Source organism: Aureibacter tunicatorum (assembly GCF_036492635.1).
GTDB lineage: Bacteria > Bacteroidota > Bacteroidia > Cytophagales > Cyclobacteriaceae > Aureibacter > Aureibacter tunicatorum.
Genome location: NZ_AP025305.1, coordinates 2,306,185 through 2,320,771, shown reverse-complemented (window position 1 = coordinate 2,320,771; position 14,587 = coordinate 2,306,185). Strand labels below are relative to the sequence as shown.

Annotated in this window: 18 protein-coding genes; 1 reads left to right on the top strand and 17 read right to left on the bottom strand. The window is 35.8% G+C overall.

Annotation, left to right across the window (positions count from 1 at the left end; all coding sequences use genetic code 11):
- Positions 1–18: 18 nt before the first annotated feature.
- The 12 genes from AABK36_RS09985 to AABK36_RS09930 form a co-directional block, all read right to left on the bottom strand.
- Positions 19–588: a Crp/Fnr family transcriptional regulator gene (locus tag AABK36_RS09985; protein ID WP_309939834.1), complete on the bottom strand. Its 570-nt coding sequence runs from the start codon at positions 586–588 to the stop codon at positions 19–21.
- Between the two features lie 95 nt (positions 589–683).
- On the bottom strand, positions 684–818 hold the full coding sequence (locus tag AABK36_RS09980) for a hypothetical protein (protein WP_309939833.1): 135 nt from the start codon (positions 816–818) through the stop codon (positions 684–686).
- 129 nt (positions 819–947) lie between these two features.
- Entirely contained in the window at positions 948–1,985 is a 1,038-nt protein-coding gene (locus AABK36_RS09975; protein ID WP_309939832.1) for an ATP-grasp domain-containing protein, read from the bottom strand.
- 241 nt (positions 1,986–2,226) lie between these two features.
- Positions 2,227–3,894, bottom strand: coding sequence for a GMC oxidoreductase (locus AABK36_RS09970; protein WP_309939831.1), 1,668 nt, complete (start codon positions 3,892–3,894; stop codon positions 2,227–2,229).
- Between the two features lie 84 nt (positions 3,895–3,978).
- The gene (locus AABK36_RS09965; protein ID WP_309939830.1) at positions 3,979–4,440 is read right to left on the bottom strand and encodes a hypothetical protein; all 462 of its coding nucleotides are present in this window, start codon (positions 4,438–4,440) and stop codon (positions 3,979–3,981) included.
- 248 nt (positions 4,441–4,688) lie between these two features.
- The gene (locus AABK36_RS09960) at positions 4,689–5,174 is read right to left on the bottom strand and encodes an NUDIX hydrolase (protein WP_309939829.1); all 486 of its coding nucleotides are present in this window, start codon (positions 5,172–5,174) and stop codon (positions 4,689–4,691) included.
- Positions 5,175–5,327: 153 nt separating this feature from the next.
- The gene (locus tag AABK36_RS09955; RefSeq protein ID WP_309939826.1) at positions 5,328–6,050 is read right to left on the bottom strand and encodes a phytanoyl-CoA dioxygenase family protein; all 723 of its coding nucleotides are present in this window, start codon (positions 6,048–6,050) and stop codon (positions 5,328–5,330) included.
- 13 nt (positions 6,051–6,063) lie between these two features.
- On the bottom strand, positions 6,064–6,897 hold the full coding sequence (locus AABK36_RS09950) for an ADP-ribosylglycohydrolase family protein (protein ID WP_309939825.1): 834 nt from the start codon (positions 6,895–6,897) through the stop codon (positions 6,064–6,066).
- Between the two features lie 19 nt (positions 6,898–6,916).
- Complete coding sequence (locus AABK36_RS09945) at positions 6,917–7,546, bottom strand: class I SAM-dependent methyltransferase (protein WP_309939823.1); 630 nt, start codon at positions 7,544–7,546, stop codon at positions 6,917–6,919.
- A 167-nt stretch (positions 7,547–7,713) separates the two neighbouring features.
- Positions 7,714–8,541, bottom strand: coding sequence for an alpha/beta hydrolase (locus AABK36_RS09940; protein ID WP_309939822.1), 828 nt, complete (start codon positions 8,539–8,541; stop codon positions 7,714–7,716).
- A 109-nt stretch (positions 8,542–8,650) separates the two neighbouring features.
- A complete protein-coding gene (locus AABK36_RS09935) occupies positions 8,651–9,706 on the bottom strand; it encodes a hypothetical protein (protein WP_309939820.1) in 1,056 nt (351 codons plus the stop codon).
- Positions 9,707–10,185: 479 nt separating this feature from the next.
- Positions 10,186–10,548 carry a hypothetical protein gene (locus tag AABK36_RS09930; RefSeq protein WP_309939819.1) on the bottom strand — a complete coding sequence of 121 codons (363 nt, stop codon included), beginning with the start codon at positions 10,546–10,548 and terminating at the stop codon, positions 10,186–10,188.
- Between the two features lie 204 nt (positions 10,549–10,752).
- Between AABK36_RS09930 and AABK36_RS09925 the strand changes: the two genes are divergently transcribed.
- Positions 10,753–11,436, top strand: a complete 684-nt coding sequence (locus AABK36_RS09925; RefSeq protein ID WP_309939818.1) for a Fe2+-dependent dioxygenase — start codon at positions 10,753–10,755, stop codon at positions 11,434–11,436.
- A gap of 49 nt (positions 11,437–11,485) precedes the next feature.
- Here AABK36_RS09925 and AABK36_RS09920 read toward each other — a convergent pair whose 3' ends face one another.
- The 5 genes from AABK36_RS09920 to AABK36_RS09900 form a co-directional block, all read right to left on the bottom strand.
- Positions 11,486–11,920: a hypothetical protein gene (locus AABK36_RS09920; protein WP_309939817.1), complete on the bottom strand. Its 435-nt coding sequence runs from the start codon at positions 11,918–11,920 to the stop codon at positions 11,486–11,488.
- A gap of 68 nt (positions 11,921–11,988) precedes the next feature.
- Complete coding sequence (locus AABK36_RS09915; RefSeq protein WP_309939815.1) at positions 11,989–12,336, bottom strand: hypothetical protein; 348 nt, start codon at positions 12,334–12,336, stop codon at positions 11,989–11,991.
- Between the two features lie 222 nt (positions 12,337–12,558).
- Positions 12,559–12,948, bottom strand: a complete 390-nt coding sequence (locus AABK36_RS09910) for a DUF4345 domain-containing protein (protein ID WP_309939813.1) — start codon at positions 12,946–12,948, stop codon at positions 12,559–12,561.
- A 55-nt stretch (positions 12,949–13,003) separates the two neighbouring features.
- Complete coding sequence (locus AABK36_RS09905) at positions 13,004–13,717, bottom strand: helix-turn-helix transcriptional regulator (protein WP_309939811.1); 714 nt, start codon at positions 13,715–13,717, stop codon at positions 13,004–13,006.
- 46 nt (positions 13,718–13,763) lie between these two features.
- Positions 13,764–14,366 (bottom strand): MOSC domain-containing protein, encoded by a 603-nt coding sequence (locus AABK36_RS09900; RefSeq protein WP_309939810.1) that lies wholly within the window; start codon positions 14,364–14,366, stop codon positions 13,764–13,766.
- Positions 14,367–14,587 lie beyond the last annotated feature (221 nt).

Here is a 14,587-nt window from a genome sequence, read left to right as displayed (position 1 = left end):
CAACAAAAATAACATTTGTTAGAAAGCAACTTGCCTTCTAATTCGACTCAATGATTGAGGCTCCATGCCCAAAAATGACGCAATATTATCCACCGACACATTCATCGCCAAATTAGGGTGTTGATCTATGAATTTGAGATAGCGTTCTTTCGCTGTCAGCGTCTGAAAATCCTTAACCCTTTCCAACTTGCATCTCAAGTGGTTATTAGTAAGTTCTTTTACAAACTTATTCCAATATGCCGACTGTTCCTGTAATAGGTTGTAGTTCCCTTTCGATATCTTCATAATAGCGCAAGTAGTAACCGTTTCAAAGGTATCGTTTGACGGCATTTCTAATATAAAACTATCCAAGGAAGTGAAAAAATCATTGTCGCTCACCAAATGTTGAACGACTAATTTTCCATCAATATTTTGATAACCTTTCACAACTCCGCTGATTAAAAAATACGCATGCCTTTCCACATCTCCGGCATTCAATAAAATGCTTTGCGCGGGGATTTCTTCATATACAAAATATCTATTGATTAACTCAAAATCCTTTCGCTCCAATGGCATTTGGTTATGAAGGTAGTTAAGTAAACTATTCATGAATGATAATAATAATTTTGACTACAATTCTAATTTCATAACAGGAAGAAACCTTCCTTTAACTCTGCGTTCCTACTTCTTTACAATTTCAATCCCTATTTTTCAATAAAAATCTCAGCATCTGGCTCTGAAACAAGCTCTATGCTTGCATAACCAAGAGATTTCTCCATTTGAAGGAAATGCTTCATCAATTTCTTTACATCTGTGATTAACGCTATTTCTATAAGCATTCTGACTGTGATTAAAATAATATTGTGAAAATACCAAATCCACAAAAATTAAAACAAAGCGAAAAGTACAAAAAAAAATTTAATTATAACCAAAATCAAAGGATTTAGCTTAAATCCTGCATTTCAAAATCACCAAGATTGATTGAGCATATTCAACAGCAATTCAATATAACTCCATCCTATTCCCTTTGCCGCTATTAGCGATAAACTATCCTGATCATTACGATGAGGCCTTGACGGCCCTGTCATATTGGGTTTCATATTAACGTCAAACAAAAAGTATTTGCCATTCTCATCTGCTCTGCAATCAATTCTTATGGGGGCTTTAATGCCAATCAATTCTCCAGCTTTGGCGCATTCTAGGCTAGCGTTTACCACTGCTTTCGAATTCAGCTCATGCTGTTCCAGCAAACTGCTATTCTGCACGACTGCTACAGTTCCATTGTAAGGCGCTACGCCATTTTGATGATTGAATCTTTTCACCGGAGGCAAACACCATGGCTTTTCAAAAATTTTATCTACACGATCAAATGTATATTTGCCTGAGGGCATGACAGTGACCGTAATCTCTTGACCACTTAAATATTGTTCCGCATACAAAGAGCTTCCGTATTTTTCACTAGAGAACAACTCCCCAAGTTTAACAGCAAACTCATTCGCATTATCTATTTTAAAAACGCCTTGGCTTCCTCGGCCTCTTATTGGCTTAATAATAACCGGATAACTGATATCTTGACCATCTTTGAGATATTTTGCGTTTGCAATCAAAGTCATTGATGGGATTGATATGCCATGATCTTTCAAGAAATTATTAGCAAACCATTTATCGTCAAAAATCTCAACCAAGCGAGGATCTTGACCCACAAATTTTAGGTCTGAATTGAAAAATGATTGTATCGGATGATTATCATATAAAACCGTATTCAACCATATAATCTTAGCCCCCTTATCCACTGCTTGTTGAATTCCCTCAACAGTATCGGGAAATACCCAATCCAAGTCGTTGTCAATTTGAGGCTCTACCACAGGAGTAATAACTTTAATCCCATGGTTGAATAATTCATAAGCGATATCAGCTCCGCTATCGGAATACCCCCCGGGTTTCATCGGTTTTTGAATTCCATTCACCATTGGCGGCAATGCCGATTGATACAAAATCGCTACCATATTTCAAAAAAACACTAAATGATTATCTAAAGTCTACTGCAAAAATGGATCGAAAATTATTCATTGTCTTTAACCTTAATACACAGCACTAAAAAAAATTGAACTAAGCTGTTCAAGAATTTACGAACAAAATACATTTCAAAAAATCAAAATATTGGAAATCGACTAAATCAATGCATTTGAATAAACATGATTGACAAAATCGATTCCCAATATCACTACAATTTAACGCCCTAATATATTAGGAACGCAAATGAGAAGATAGCCTCAAAGCTAATCCAGCCAAAGTTCTCACAGGGTTTGCCGCTGTGCTAATAGGCATCACAGACATATCGCACACATACAATCCTTTAGAGTTTTTCACTTGAAGATTTTCATCCACAATGGATTCATAATTAAAATTATCATGCAAATGACTCTTCCAAGGCATTCTCAACGTTCCACAAGCATGATGAACAGTTCCCCATCCAAAAGGCCACTGTTTGCCATTGCCTCCATACTCAGGAGTTTCCCATTCTACTCCGTTAAAAAGCTCAAATACGCGATTTCTCGTTCCATTCAGAAGGTTGAAAAAGTCCTGATCGCTTTTATGCCAACCCGCGACAGCAGGGAATCTGCTTTGCAACAGATTTCCCAAGTTGGAAAATCTCTTAAATCGGATTTCTGGCTTATATCCATCATGCGCATGGGATAAAATGCCATTTTCATCATCCAGGCAATTCGCGAAACTAAATTTAATATCCACCTTTGACTTTGAAGGTGTTGAAAACACTGGAACAGACGGATCATTATTTCTAAGATGCCAATACTCATGATTGACATTCATTTCGATATTGAATGGAAACTTGATATGCCCGTTGCTGTCTTTTTCTCCGCGAGAATAAAATATGATTTTCGCATGGTCATTAACTCCAATCGGGATTCCATTTGGTCCCAATGAAGATACTGAAGCCCTTGATTCGGAAGTAACGGGGTGATCGGTCAACCCAAAACCGATTTGTTGCTTGATATCGTCCCTTTGTTTGTGATAAGCTGAAGAGCGATTGATAAGCTTAGGGCTTTCGATCGAGCCCGCTGCCATAATGACATTTGGCGAATAAAATATAGTTTCCTCTCCAGTGATCGTATTGGTAGTCTTCACCTCATGCCAATCAAATGGAATATCTTTCACAGACTCTACAAAAGAATTTAGCTTTACAAACAATCCTGGCCCTTCTTGGCTATTGCCAGGAGTCAATCCTACTTGGTTGATCAAAAGCTCAGCAGTATTGAATACTCCAGTAGGTTCGGTATAAAACTGATCCTTAGGAATTCCATTCGCATTCAAATAAGGCTGATGCAATGCTCTTGGCGTTTGAACTATTTCGAAGTCATCATTAAGCGATGTGCTTCTAAAAAAGTTCACCATCTCAGTCGCTTTATCGCCCATGGTAATCGACTCGTTCATTCTATCCCCAGCCAAATCCAAATACGTGTTTTTCAAATCGGACTTGACATTATCAGGGAAATAATCAAGCTCCCAGGACTGAGCTTGAGGAATAAGTCCCGACCAAAATATGCTCCTGCCTCCAAAGGCCATTTGTGGTTCTTCTCCTATTTTGAAGCCGCTATTCTCGGATTGCTGCCAAAAATTTGATACGCCAAAATGCTTGGCTAAGCCAGAATTAGGAAATCTGCTGATATTGTAAACATGCGTTGGATAAATAAAAGATCCAACGTCCAATAACAATATACGCTTGTGAGAGCCTAGATGGTCCGCCAAATCATCCGCCAAGATTCCACCACCCATGCCTGAGCCTATGATGATATAATCAAAATCCCGATTCGTTCCATCATAGTCTCTAATCAACCTTGTGTGAGCATTCGTTTGCTCTTCTACAAGGTTTTGATAGTTTCGATTGAAAGCCATGTTGTAAAAATTAAGTTATGTTTGTTGAAATATCGTTAGGGTACGCATTATTCTTATAGCAAGCCTAGATAAGAAATCTATTCATTAAATATCCTTATTTTCCGTATGTCTATTAATTTTTTGAATCATTGCAATTCGCTCTTTCTCTGTCAAAATATGACTATATACTCTGCAATCGCTTAAATCAAATTGCCTATCAGACGAAAAAAAACTCTTGGAAGTAAACAAACTTGACAAGCAAAACATCACATTCACCTTGATAACATCAAAATCTTGAAGCTTTTCTTTGTCAAAAGGAATTTCACTTGAATCCAGAATATAGATATTTGCAGCGCCTGAAATCAAAAGCAACTCATTCACTAGCTCATCAAAATCGCGCATCTGGTTTATCTTCTCCAGCTTGCTTAAGAAAAATTCTCTGTCTTTGCTTTCATAGGCACGCTCATAATAATACAAAGGGTCCACATAAACACAGGACTGAATAAAAAAAACGCCTAATATTACGTGGCAAGTTGTTATAAATCTTTGAGAAACTGCTTTTTTCATAATAATGACAAGCATTGCAATGGCCTAAAAAGAGTGAGAAATCATTTACAATATGAGAAAAAATATTTATTTGCCAATATTATTTATTTATCATAGACCAAATCAATCATGCCTCGTAAAAAATTTCATTTATAATGGATCTTATCATGATTAGTTTTTTATGATATTATTAATCAACCTCCTTTGTGTTCCCATCCTGAGGGAAATAAAATAGCACAAAAAACAAATCACGACAGCGTCTAACCAAATCAATAAATAAGCTTATCTTCAATTTCTTCGACCATGGTCAACAATTCCAACGTTTCACTGTATTCGGCATGAAAAGCGAAAGTCTTCCCTCTCAACAAGTAATCGTAGATATGCCAATCAGTTTTAGGTGTAACTATGTTCAAAACATTTTCAAAGCTTATCCACTCCAATATTCCCTCATTGCAAATGGGCGGTTCCACATAATCGATTTCCGCCAAATAAACATAATTCGTCCAATTGTATTTGGTCGGAGAACTCTCGGTCAGGATGCCACAATATTTCATTGAAGCCACTTTAATTCCTGTCTCTTCAAAAACCTCTCTGATTGCCGCATTTTTGGGACTTTCAAAAGGATCCAACTTTCCTCCCACCGGCGTAAAATTGTCTTTGTTTGGCTCCTTGAATCTCTTTAGAAGCAAAAATCTATCTCCATTCTTAAGAACGCATAAAGTAGCAGTCCTTTTTAAACCTAAAGGAATCTTCATTTTCGGATTATTATAATTAGTTACTAGTTGTGATAAGTACGAAATGAGTCTTCATTTTAGCATAATTTTATTGATAAATTCGCAAGATCATTTCATTTTCAAAAGGGCTCTCGCCGAAATAATTAGCAACCAAAACTCAGCCATCCGTTAATTTTAACGGAAAAAAAGCAATTCTTTTTCACCCCAATTCAATGGCACTTTTAAATCCTGATTTGAAAATTCCAAATGCATCACTCTTCTTCGATGGGTCATATTCGACTTGCTGGAAGCATGAAAAGAAAGCGGCTTCATCAACATAGCCTCCCCTTCATTCACTGGACATAAAACTTCAGTATCTTTTTCCAAAGCATCCAATTCCGTAAATTTTCTAATCCCTTTCGAATGCGACTTGGGAATCACACGCAATGCTCCGTTGGAATTGTCCGTATCATCCAAATGGATTCTTATCGTGAAAATATTCTCCAAGATATCTTGCGGGGGAATAACTCCAATTTGACCATGTTTGGAAGTCCACTTTGTGTACCCGCTGGCATCATGCTTTCTATCAACAGTTATGCTCAGGTCTTGATGATATGAAACAAACCAATTAAAATTTTCAGGCTTGTCGAAATAAATCGCTTTGACTAAAAAGAAATCCTCACCTCCAAGCTCCGTCACCAATTGCTTAAGCTTGTCATTCAACAAAACTGGCAACAGCGATGGAATTTTCTTGATCAATCTTCTGATCGAAAACACTTGTGATGAGCCATCGCTTTCCATATTGGAAGCTTGCCATTCATCAATTATATTTTTTAGCAATTGAATCTCATGATCACCATACAAACTATCCGTTGTCGAAAACCCGTTTTCATTTAATTGCTCTTTATATTCTCTCATTAGCTGTCTGAAATTATATCTGCTTAAGTTTTTTATCCAAACTCTCAATATAGGTTCTACCATAGCTGCCATCTTCCATTTGGGAAAACAACCAGCTAGGCAAATCTTTTTTCATTTCCTTGCATACACTCCCACCAGCTAGAGCTATCGCTGCGACTGTGTCAACATCGCCAGTAAAAGCCACACATGCCTTTAATAATTCCGCCAAACTATTCGTCTGCTGAATGGCTGTGATCGCTGCCCTGACACTCATCCAGCCTTTCGACCTTACTTTGCCTGTCCAAGGGCTTAACCAATCGCCTTTGACATGAGATTTTATATACTTTGCCAAGTCTTTCTTTTGGCCTTTTTCCCAAATGAAATAATGCGTTATCAATGACGAAGCTTTGGCCGCATTGATTCCGTCTTTAGTATTATGCGTCAATGCAGCCTGTATTTCCGTTTTCTCCAACACCTCTTTAATATCTTCATATACGCCAATAACAGGAGCTCTCATTGCCGCTCCACTCTTGTCACTTGAGGGGTTTATATTCTTCAAAAACTCGTCGCCTGATTCCGTCTTTTTCAAAAAATGATAAAAACCTGCCGCATATCCCTCTCTTTCATCTCTTTTAAATGCTTCCAGAAACTTATCAGCAATATTAACTGATGTCCAATCTTTATTTTCAACAATCAATTCTGCTACCGCCAAACTCATCTGCGTATCGTCTGTATACATTCCGGGTTTTGTACCCAAATGCCTGGGATGTTGTCTGTATTCCAAATTATTATATTTATGAATCACATCCTTGTCCACATATTCAAAGCCCGCACCATATGCATCTCCAACCGCCAACTCTATTAACATCCATTCTATATTTATGTAATTATTTTAATTTCTTTCCTACAAATCTCACAACAGATCCTTTGCCGTTGTGATATAAACCTTCTCTCAAATCAACTACTTTCTCTTCCAGTAGAATAATCTCAAAATTCTTAAAATCATCATTTAATTCATCTATAGAAAACAAAGCGTCCAAATTAGAAGGTCCTCCTACATTTTCATCAGCATTTCGATATTCCAAATGTTTTTTCCCAAATGCCTCAAAAATCACATGGCCTCCTTTTTTAAGTTTTTCACTCAGCAGTTCATGGTATTTGGACTTGATATTTGGGGGAAAGTGAGCGTAAATCAAAGCCACAACATCAAAAGACTCATTTAAAAAGTTTAAATCCGGCAAATTTCCTATTCGATAATCTATCTTAACATTTTTATTCTCAGCCAAACTCATTGCCTTGAATTTTCCGGATTTGCTGATATCAAAAGCGAAAGCTTCCCAGCCAAGCATTGCCGCAAACACAGCATTTCTTCCTTCGCCTTCGGCGGCAAAGAGCGCTCTTCCTGCGTTCAACTTCTTTAGTTGATTTTTAAAAAATTCATTCGGTTCAACTCCATAAGCATACTTTTCTTGATCATACCTATCATCCCACTTTTTCAACCACAAATCCGTCATCATAATATTGGTTTAGTTTAAACAAAGATGACCAACCTCTTAGCCAATATTTAAAAAATATAAATAACGCTATTACATTATTTCTTCCACCCAAAGTACTTAATACTAAGTAATAAAAACTAAAAGACTTAGATACAATATAAAAAATCTGCTTATGCAAAAATAACAAATCACTTATTTTCAATAACAAATCTAGCCAAAACACTTTCCGCATGGCCAAAGTGATGGATAATTTGATAATGATTCAGATGCTCGCATTCAAAGTATTTCAAGTTAGCTATATGCTTGTTTTTAGAAAAAAGCGTCTTGGATTGCTCGATAAAAAGCTCTGTTTCGTCTGAGCCAACGCTTAGTAGCGTCGGACAAGTCAAAATTGACAAGTCCTTATTAGAAACGCTGTAGGAATCCGCGTCATAAGCATCCAGCTTCAAAGTCTCGTTTAAATAGCTATTTTTGACAACATTCAGATCAAATATGCCGCTCAAACTGCAAATTGCCTTGATACTTGGCCTTAGCTTTTCATTCATCAAGTATGTCTTCAAAGCAATATGTCCACCTGCTGAATGGCCGGAAAGAATCAATGAATGAGCATCTCCATTGTAATGCTTAGCTTCTTTTTGAATCCATGCAACCGCCTTCATCACATCATCCAACAAGGATTTCATATTCACCTGAGGAAGCAACCTATAGTTCACCACGCATACAGTCATATTATTTCGCACAAAAGGCTCTGCCACAAAACTATAGCTTTTCTTATCCAATCCTCGCCAATATCCTCCATGAATGAAAATTAAGATGGGCGAATTTTCAATCGGAGATGGAAAAACATCCATCGCTTGAAGCAAATGCTCACCGTATTTTTCATTCAAACAGCAAACATAATCTTTCCGTACTCGCTCGGATTCATATTCATTGATATCCAAATATGCTTGAAAATCAGAATGTCTCAAGCGAAGGTTCAGCTGATGTTGAGGAGTTGTCATAGTAAAAATATTCATTAAAAATTATATAGAAAAGCAAAAATATACAAATAAATGGCTTTGAAATAGCTATATATAACAAAAGCAGAAAACATTTAGCGTTCCCTGCTTTTGAATATTATGTTGTCTACATTTGGTTAATTACTTCCCCTCCCTCAACTTCTGTCATTGGAGCTTCTTCCAAAGTGATGGCAAAATTACTCTCGGGCTCTGCTGAAGGCCCTTGCTCTAAGTTATCAGGCAACGTTATATTATAAGTTGTCAAAGTATTTCTTTTGAACCCTAAAGGTGCCGAATGCAACTCGACAGCTTCACCTGTTTCATCATTAAACCAAGTAATCGTTGTCGGAACTTGCGCTGTCGTTTCCAAATATCCTGGAGATCTTTCAGAAGCTGATATCTGACCTAATGAACTTGAAAAAATTCTTTTCGAAGACGTTGAATCACTATCCATAGTTATCAACTTCTCAGCCATATTGATTTCAACATAACCCGCTTGCAAGTTATTCAACTTGAACTTATACCCAAAAGTAGCTTTATATAGATTTATCTCAATGACATTTTCATTTGTTGAAGTAGTTCTTGCCGCTCCACCAGCCAAATTAATCAGCTTTTCTCCAGTGTAGCATTCAATAGCAGGATAATTTCTATATCTAAATATTTCGCCATTCTCTTCCTCAAGACCAATTCTTGTTGAGAATACATCTAATCCAAAAGTAGACTCAAAGGTGAATTCATTCGTAACAGGCCTATTATATGGAGTGCCTAATATTCCCTCTGAAGAGATTTCCAAACCACTTTCTGGAGTAGACTTAATAGCAATTATATCAAATTGGTATTGCGCTCCATCAGCAAGATCAATATTTATAAGTGCTAAATCATCAAATATTCCCCATGCGAAGTTTGAACGTATCGATTTCGAACGCATAGCTCCTCCTCCTTGTCCAGAAATTAATTTATCAACTTGAACAAGATAATGTATCGTAGTATCCGAATATGCAGATAATCTAGAAAGCTCCTGTTCAGACTTGGATATAAACTCTCCTCCTATTTTAAATGTAAAATTCCTTACTCCTTGGATCTCACGCTCCTCCACAACGTCTATTGAATTATCTAATTCTGAATTTTTATTGCATGAAAACAAACTAGCGGCAACAAACGCTGATAGAATAAACTTTTTCATATATATATTAAATTTTTAATTAATGCATCACAAACATACAATAATTTGATTTAAAATATAATAATTAAAGTAATTTATTATAAAATATTTCACATTAATCGTTTTTTATAAAAATAAAATCGACACCAACCTAAGTACAATTCTATTTAAAATATAATTATTACAGAAAGCAATACACCAAAACTGTAAAATACAAACTGATTTACAAGCTACTAGAAGAAAAACTCTATAAGCATTAGTATAACTATTTGACTCTGTCCGATTTTTGATTTCAACCACTGATAAAGTGATTGAATAAAATGAATATAGGTTTTGAAGCTACAGTTGCTAAGAAATGAAGATTATAAGCGCTAAATTTCACGATAAATCAACTAAAATACTTTGTATAAAGCATTTTAAAACTGAATAAAATATCATAAGTAATCTTTCCGCTCACTATGTGTAAAATCACAAACCCTTAAAATTCTAGTTATTATTGACTATTTCAGAACAATGCTCACAGTCCGATTATTTCGATTGACATTCGCCCAACCTGCCTTCCCGTTTAATTTATAGCATTTTTTCACGTCATATCCCTTCATGTTATGATAGACTCTTTGTGAATATGTGCCAAGCTTGATGACTGTATCATACATAAATTCTTCGTCACCCTTAAAAAATACGGTTTTGGCACTGATCAAACACTCTGAATTCTTTCTTGAATTAAATAAAGTAGAAGTGTCAACTCCCCAGGGATAAATAATTACAAAATCGAACTCATCTCCAATAAATTCTTCTCTGGCTTTATAATTCAAAAAGTCCCAAAATATATCATTATACGGAGCGTCAAGAATTAAATGCATAGGTTAATTCAAACATTATTTAATAGACCACCAAATAAAGTTAATATTAAATTGTTAAAATACTAATTTAAAAGAATTAAACTTTAAATTCTATTAACCACTATATTATATACCTATAAAATTGTATTTTAAATTGTTTTTATAGATCTTAGTCGCACTTTTAATTTTTAATACTATCCCTATTTTTCATTATAATCGCAAGATATGGTTCACGGAAACTTCATTCACCTCAAAGAAGTGCTATCGCAAGAGGAGTTAAGGCAAATTAGAGAAATAGTTGCCAAAAGCAATTTTGTAGATGGCAAAGCGACTGCGTCTGGCGCTGCGCTTAAAATCAAAAACAATCAACAACTAGCCAATTCGCAGGAAAACACCCAAATAGCTCAATACTTGCTTCAAGCTCTGCTGAAGCATACATTATTACAACGAGCGGCAATGCCCAAAATGGCCATTCCCCCACTGATCAGCCGTTACACCGAAGGCATGAAATACGGCATGCATGTCGACAGCCCGCTCAACGGGCAAGAATACACTATCAGAACAGATATCAGCGTCACATTATTTCTAAACGAACCCCATGAATATGAAGGCGGCGAATTGGAAATCATGACTGACGCGGGCCTTAAAAGCTACAAGCTATCAGCCGGAGAAGCTATATGCTATCCAACCACTCAATTGCATCGTGTCAACAAAGTAATATCCGGAAAAAGACTAGTCGCGGTCACTTGGATACAATGCGCGGTAAGAGACGCTCATCAACGCGAGATGATTTTCAAAGCATCCGAAGTGATAAAAGAACTGGAAGAAAAAGACATGGCGAATACCGAAGCACATCTTAATCTTCAACAATTATACAGCAATTTGATACGCATGTGGGCGGAAATCTAAAATGATAAATATGGAGGCCATAAGCTTTACTATTTGGCCTTCATTTAAATCATTTATTGGCATTTTGAAGACTGAACAAAGTCATTACTCCATAAATCATCACCATCGAGGCATTGCCAGTTTCTATGAAGTATTTTATTTGAGACCCATTAAGAAATGATACGACACCCATCGTGAAAGCATTATTTCCAAAACTTTTAAAGTTATCGCTATTGATTTGTTTCACTCCTGTTAAGTCATTGACGGCCCTCACTCCTCTTTCACTTGTAATCAAAGATCGAGTCGTCAAAATACTATAGTTATCCTCATCAATCACTGTCGAGCATATTAGCAATTCTTCTTCTGAAAACTTCAACATTCCCACATAAGGAAACTCAGAATTGCTTTCATAAAGGTTTGTCCATCTAAACTCATAGGGTTTTAGTGTTTTTCGTTTTATTGCTGCCAATACTATATTATGAATTGTTTTGTCAAATTTTTTCATCTCTATGGTTATTAATTCTTCTAAGAAATCGGTTCCAAAAAGGGATTTATAAAAAACTCAATACACAGCTAAGCTATTTTTTTACAATTTTTGAAATAATATATTAATGAAGTCAAACAAAATAGTACTCCTAAAATTGAACCTAACTTAAACCCCACAAACATCACTATATTTTGAGAAACAACAGAAAGAATAGCCCATTTTTTCATTTTAGAAACTCCTCGCAATAGTAGTACAACAATTAAAGGTATAAAAACTATTATATCAAATAACATAATATACATTGCAAAAACATATCCCTCATAAAACTTCCCGCTCACAAATAAATGCCAAGCATCAATCAGCAACTTTATTCCAAGAAAAATATTTGATATCAAAATTACAAAAAGCATAACTCTGTTGACTTTCCTTCTCATATCTCAACAATATCTATTTAAATATTTTCAATAAGAAACTACAACATTCAAAGCGAAGATAATAACAAGCCGTCCCCCCATCAAACATCATAAAATATATTAAATCATCGAATAAAAAAACAGAGACCAAATTAATAAAAATAAATTTATTATTGATTTAACTATATTTCGCAAAATCAAATACAACTGTTAATGCATAACATACAATTATAACACAAACCATTAATTTTTAAGGAAAAAAAATAAAGCAATTAGATTCAAAGACCCAAGCAGAAACTCCGAGATTAGGCCTTGAATTAATTTCTTATTGGGCTTGCCATCCACGGCCATGCTTACTACTCTCCCTACTCCAAAACCAAAGAATATCAAAACTGCAACCAAGTGAGAAGCTTGAGCTTGAGGGCTTACAATCGTTCCCATTAATATTATCAAGCCCCCGAGCAACATCATTGCGCTAGTGCCTCTTGCTTCATTCAATATGTCAACTTGATTGGCCAATATAATTTCAGAGTTGTTTGAAAAAGTCTTTATTGGGTTGACCAACCTCATAGTGCCAACCATAAGTAATAAAAGCCCCGATAATGCTAAAGTAATAATGCTAAAGATTTCCATTTTTTATTGTTTGAGTTAAATACTAATGCAAATCTAAATCGACGATATGACAGCCCTATGTCAGGGGTGTTTTATTTTTCACATATAATTCGAAATAATCGCTTATTGACATATCATGAGGTGAAAATTTCTCGTCCAGTATATTGACTTTTTGAATCTTATCAATCCTGAAAGCTCTGAATTCATTGCGCAATCTACAAAATGCGATCAACAACCAATTTCCATTTGTGCTGTACATCGCAAATGGCTCAACTTTTCTTTTTGACAATGCATTGTCCAAAGAAAGGTATTCAATATCCATCAATTGAAAACTGGTTACAGCCATCTGAATAACCATCAAATGATCGCTTGTTTTTTCATATGTGTTATTGCCTCCAAAGTATACTCTATCCGCCAACAAACTTGCATTATCCTTTTGCGAATACTTCAAAACTGACTTGATCTTAATCATCGCTTCGCTGTATGATTTTGCAAATGACTTGTCTTTATTTTTCAAAACCAATTGCTCGGCGGTTACCATTGCATTTGCTTCCTCTTCTGTGAACAGAACCGGAGGCAATTGATAACCATCCATCAAGGAATAGCCTTTTCCTTCCTCCACAGTAATTGGAATTCCCGAATTTTCTAGCGTCCTAATATCTCGATAAATTGTTCTTACGCTTACTCCATGCTTTTTTGCAAGCTCAGTCGATGTGACAACACGCTTGGACTGAAGTTGAATGACTATAGCTGTCAGTCTCGATAATCTAGGTTTTTCATTGTCTTCCATGATAGGGGTTACTTAAAGCTTTTAGATTTTGCAATAAAAAGTATTTTCATTTTTTCGACGGATAATCAACAAGGTCTCTGTATTTCTGATCCATTCTTTTCAGCATATTGGGAATAGCTCTGTAATATGATTGCGACAATCCTATTTCGAAAGCTAGCTTTTTGATAGAAACAGGCTTGTCGACCTTATCCAAATACCATTGCATCCGTTCCTTTATATCATAAGGAATCGACTCGAACTCTTTTTCCAACACTCGCAAATCATCTCCCAGAGATATTCTACCTTGATTTAAAAAAGAGCCTAAATAGCCTCTCTGATGCATTATCTCTTTTGCGCTTGCGAATTCAGATATCCTCTTGCACGGTTCACAGTGATAAGTCAGCCTTATCTTCACCTCGCCAATCCGCACAACAGTTCCGGAACTTAATTCATGAATATCAAAGCCTTCAATGACGATATTCTCCCTCAGATCCCCCGGCTTTAAACTAAACTTAGAATGAACTTCCTTTGGCAAAATCAAAACTTGCCTTGACGGCAATGTTGAGACATTACCAACGATTCCATGCTCCCCAATCTCCATTTGCTCAACTGATCTAAGAGGGTGATTTCCTCGTTTCTCCTTAAGCAATAAATCACACACCTTTATCATAGTAAAAATATTTTCTGAATGCTCTACAACCGAATTTGCAACACCTAAAAATACTTAATTTAAACACAAAAAATAAGATATGAATTTGAAGAAATATACCTCGGCTAATGACTTGCCAACATTTTGAACAAGTTGAAGAAATGCCTCAAGGAACTTACATATGACTCATCAAAAAAGCCTCAATGTAACACCGAGGCCCTTTATTCTTCTATAAATATAGA

Coding starts and splice junctions, on each gene's coding strand:
- AABK36_RS09975 (WP_309939832.1), bottom strand. CDS start 1,985: ATGGTAGCGATTTTGTATCAATCGGCATTGCCGCCAATGGTGAATGGA.
- AABK36_RS09960 (WP_309939829.1), bottom strand. CDS start 5,174: ATGAAGATTCCTTTAGGTTTAAAAAGGACTGCTACTTTATGCGTTCTT.
- AABK36_RS09940 (WP_309939822.1), bottom strand. CDS start 8,541: ATGAATATTTTTACTATGACAACTCCTCAACATCAGCTGAACCTTCGC.
- AABK36_RS09985 (WP_309939834.1), bottom strand. CDS start 588: ATGAATAGTTTACTTAACTACCTTCATAACCAAATGCCATTGGAGCGA.
- AABK36_RS09935 (WP_309939820.1), bottom strand. CDS start 9,706: ATGAAAAAGTTTATTCTATCAGCGTTTGTTGCCGCTAGTTTGTTTTCA.
- AABK36_RS09950 (WP_309939825.1), bottom strand. CDS start 6,897: ATGTTAATAGAGTTGGCGGTTGGAGATGCATATGGTGCGGGCTTTGAA.
- AABK36_RS09915 (WP_309939815.1), bottom strand. CDS start 12,336: ATGAGAAGGAAAGTCAACAGAGTTATGCTTTTTGTAATTTTGATATCA.
- AABK36_RS09930 (WP_309939819.1), bottom strand. CDS start 10,548: ATGCATTTAATTCTTGACGCTCCGTATAATGATATATTTTGGGACTTT.
- AABK36_RS09980 (WP_309939833.1), bottom strand. CDS start 818: ATGCTTATAGAAATAGCGTTAATCACAGATGTAAAGAAATTGATGAAG.
- AABK36_RS09900 (WP_309939810.1), bottom strand. CDS start 14,366: ATGATAAAGGTGTGTGATTTATTGCTTAAGGAGAAACGAGGAAATCAC.
- AABK36_RS09955 (WP_309939826.1), bottom strand. CDS start 6,050: ATGAGAGAATATAAAGAGCAATTAAATGAAAACGGGTTTTCGACAACG.
- AABK36_RS09965 (WP_309939830.1), bottom strand. CDS start 4,440: ATGAAAAAAGCAGTTTCTCAAAGATTTATAACAACTTGCCACGTAATA.
- AABK36_RS09910 (WP_309939813.1), bottom strand. CDS start 12,948: ATGGAAATCTTTAGCATTATTACTTTAGCATTATCGGGGCTTTTATTA.
- AABK36_RS09920 (WP_309939817.1), bottom strand. CDS start 11,920: ATGAAAAAATTTGACAAAACAATTCATAATATAGTATTGGCAGCAATA.
- AABK36_RS09970 (WP_309939831.1), bottom strand. CDS start 3,894: ATGGCTTTCAATCGAAACTATCAAAACCTTGTAGAAGAGCAAACGAAT.
- AABK36_RS09905 (WP_309939811.1), bottom strand. CDS start 13,717: ATGGAAGACAATGAAAAACCTAGATTATCGAGACTGACAGCTATAGTC.
- AABK36_RS09925 (WP_309939818.1), top strand. CDS start 10,753: ATGGTTCACGGAAACTTCATTCACCTCAAAGAAGTGCTATCGCAAGAG.
- AABK36_RS09945 (WP_309939823.1), bottom strand. CDS start 7,546: ATGATGACGGATTTGTGGTTGAAAAAGTGGGATGATAGGTATGATCAA.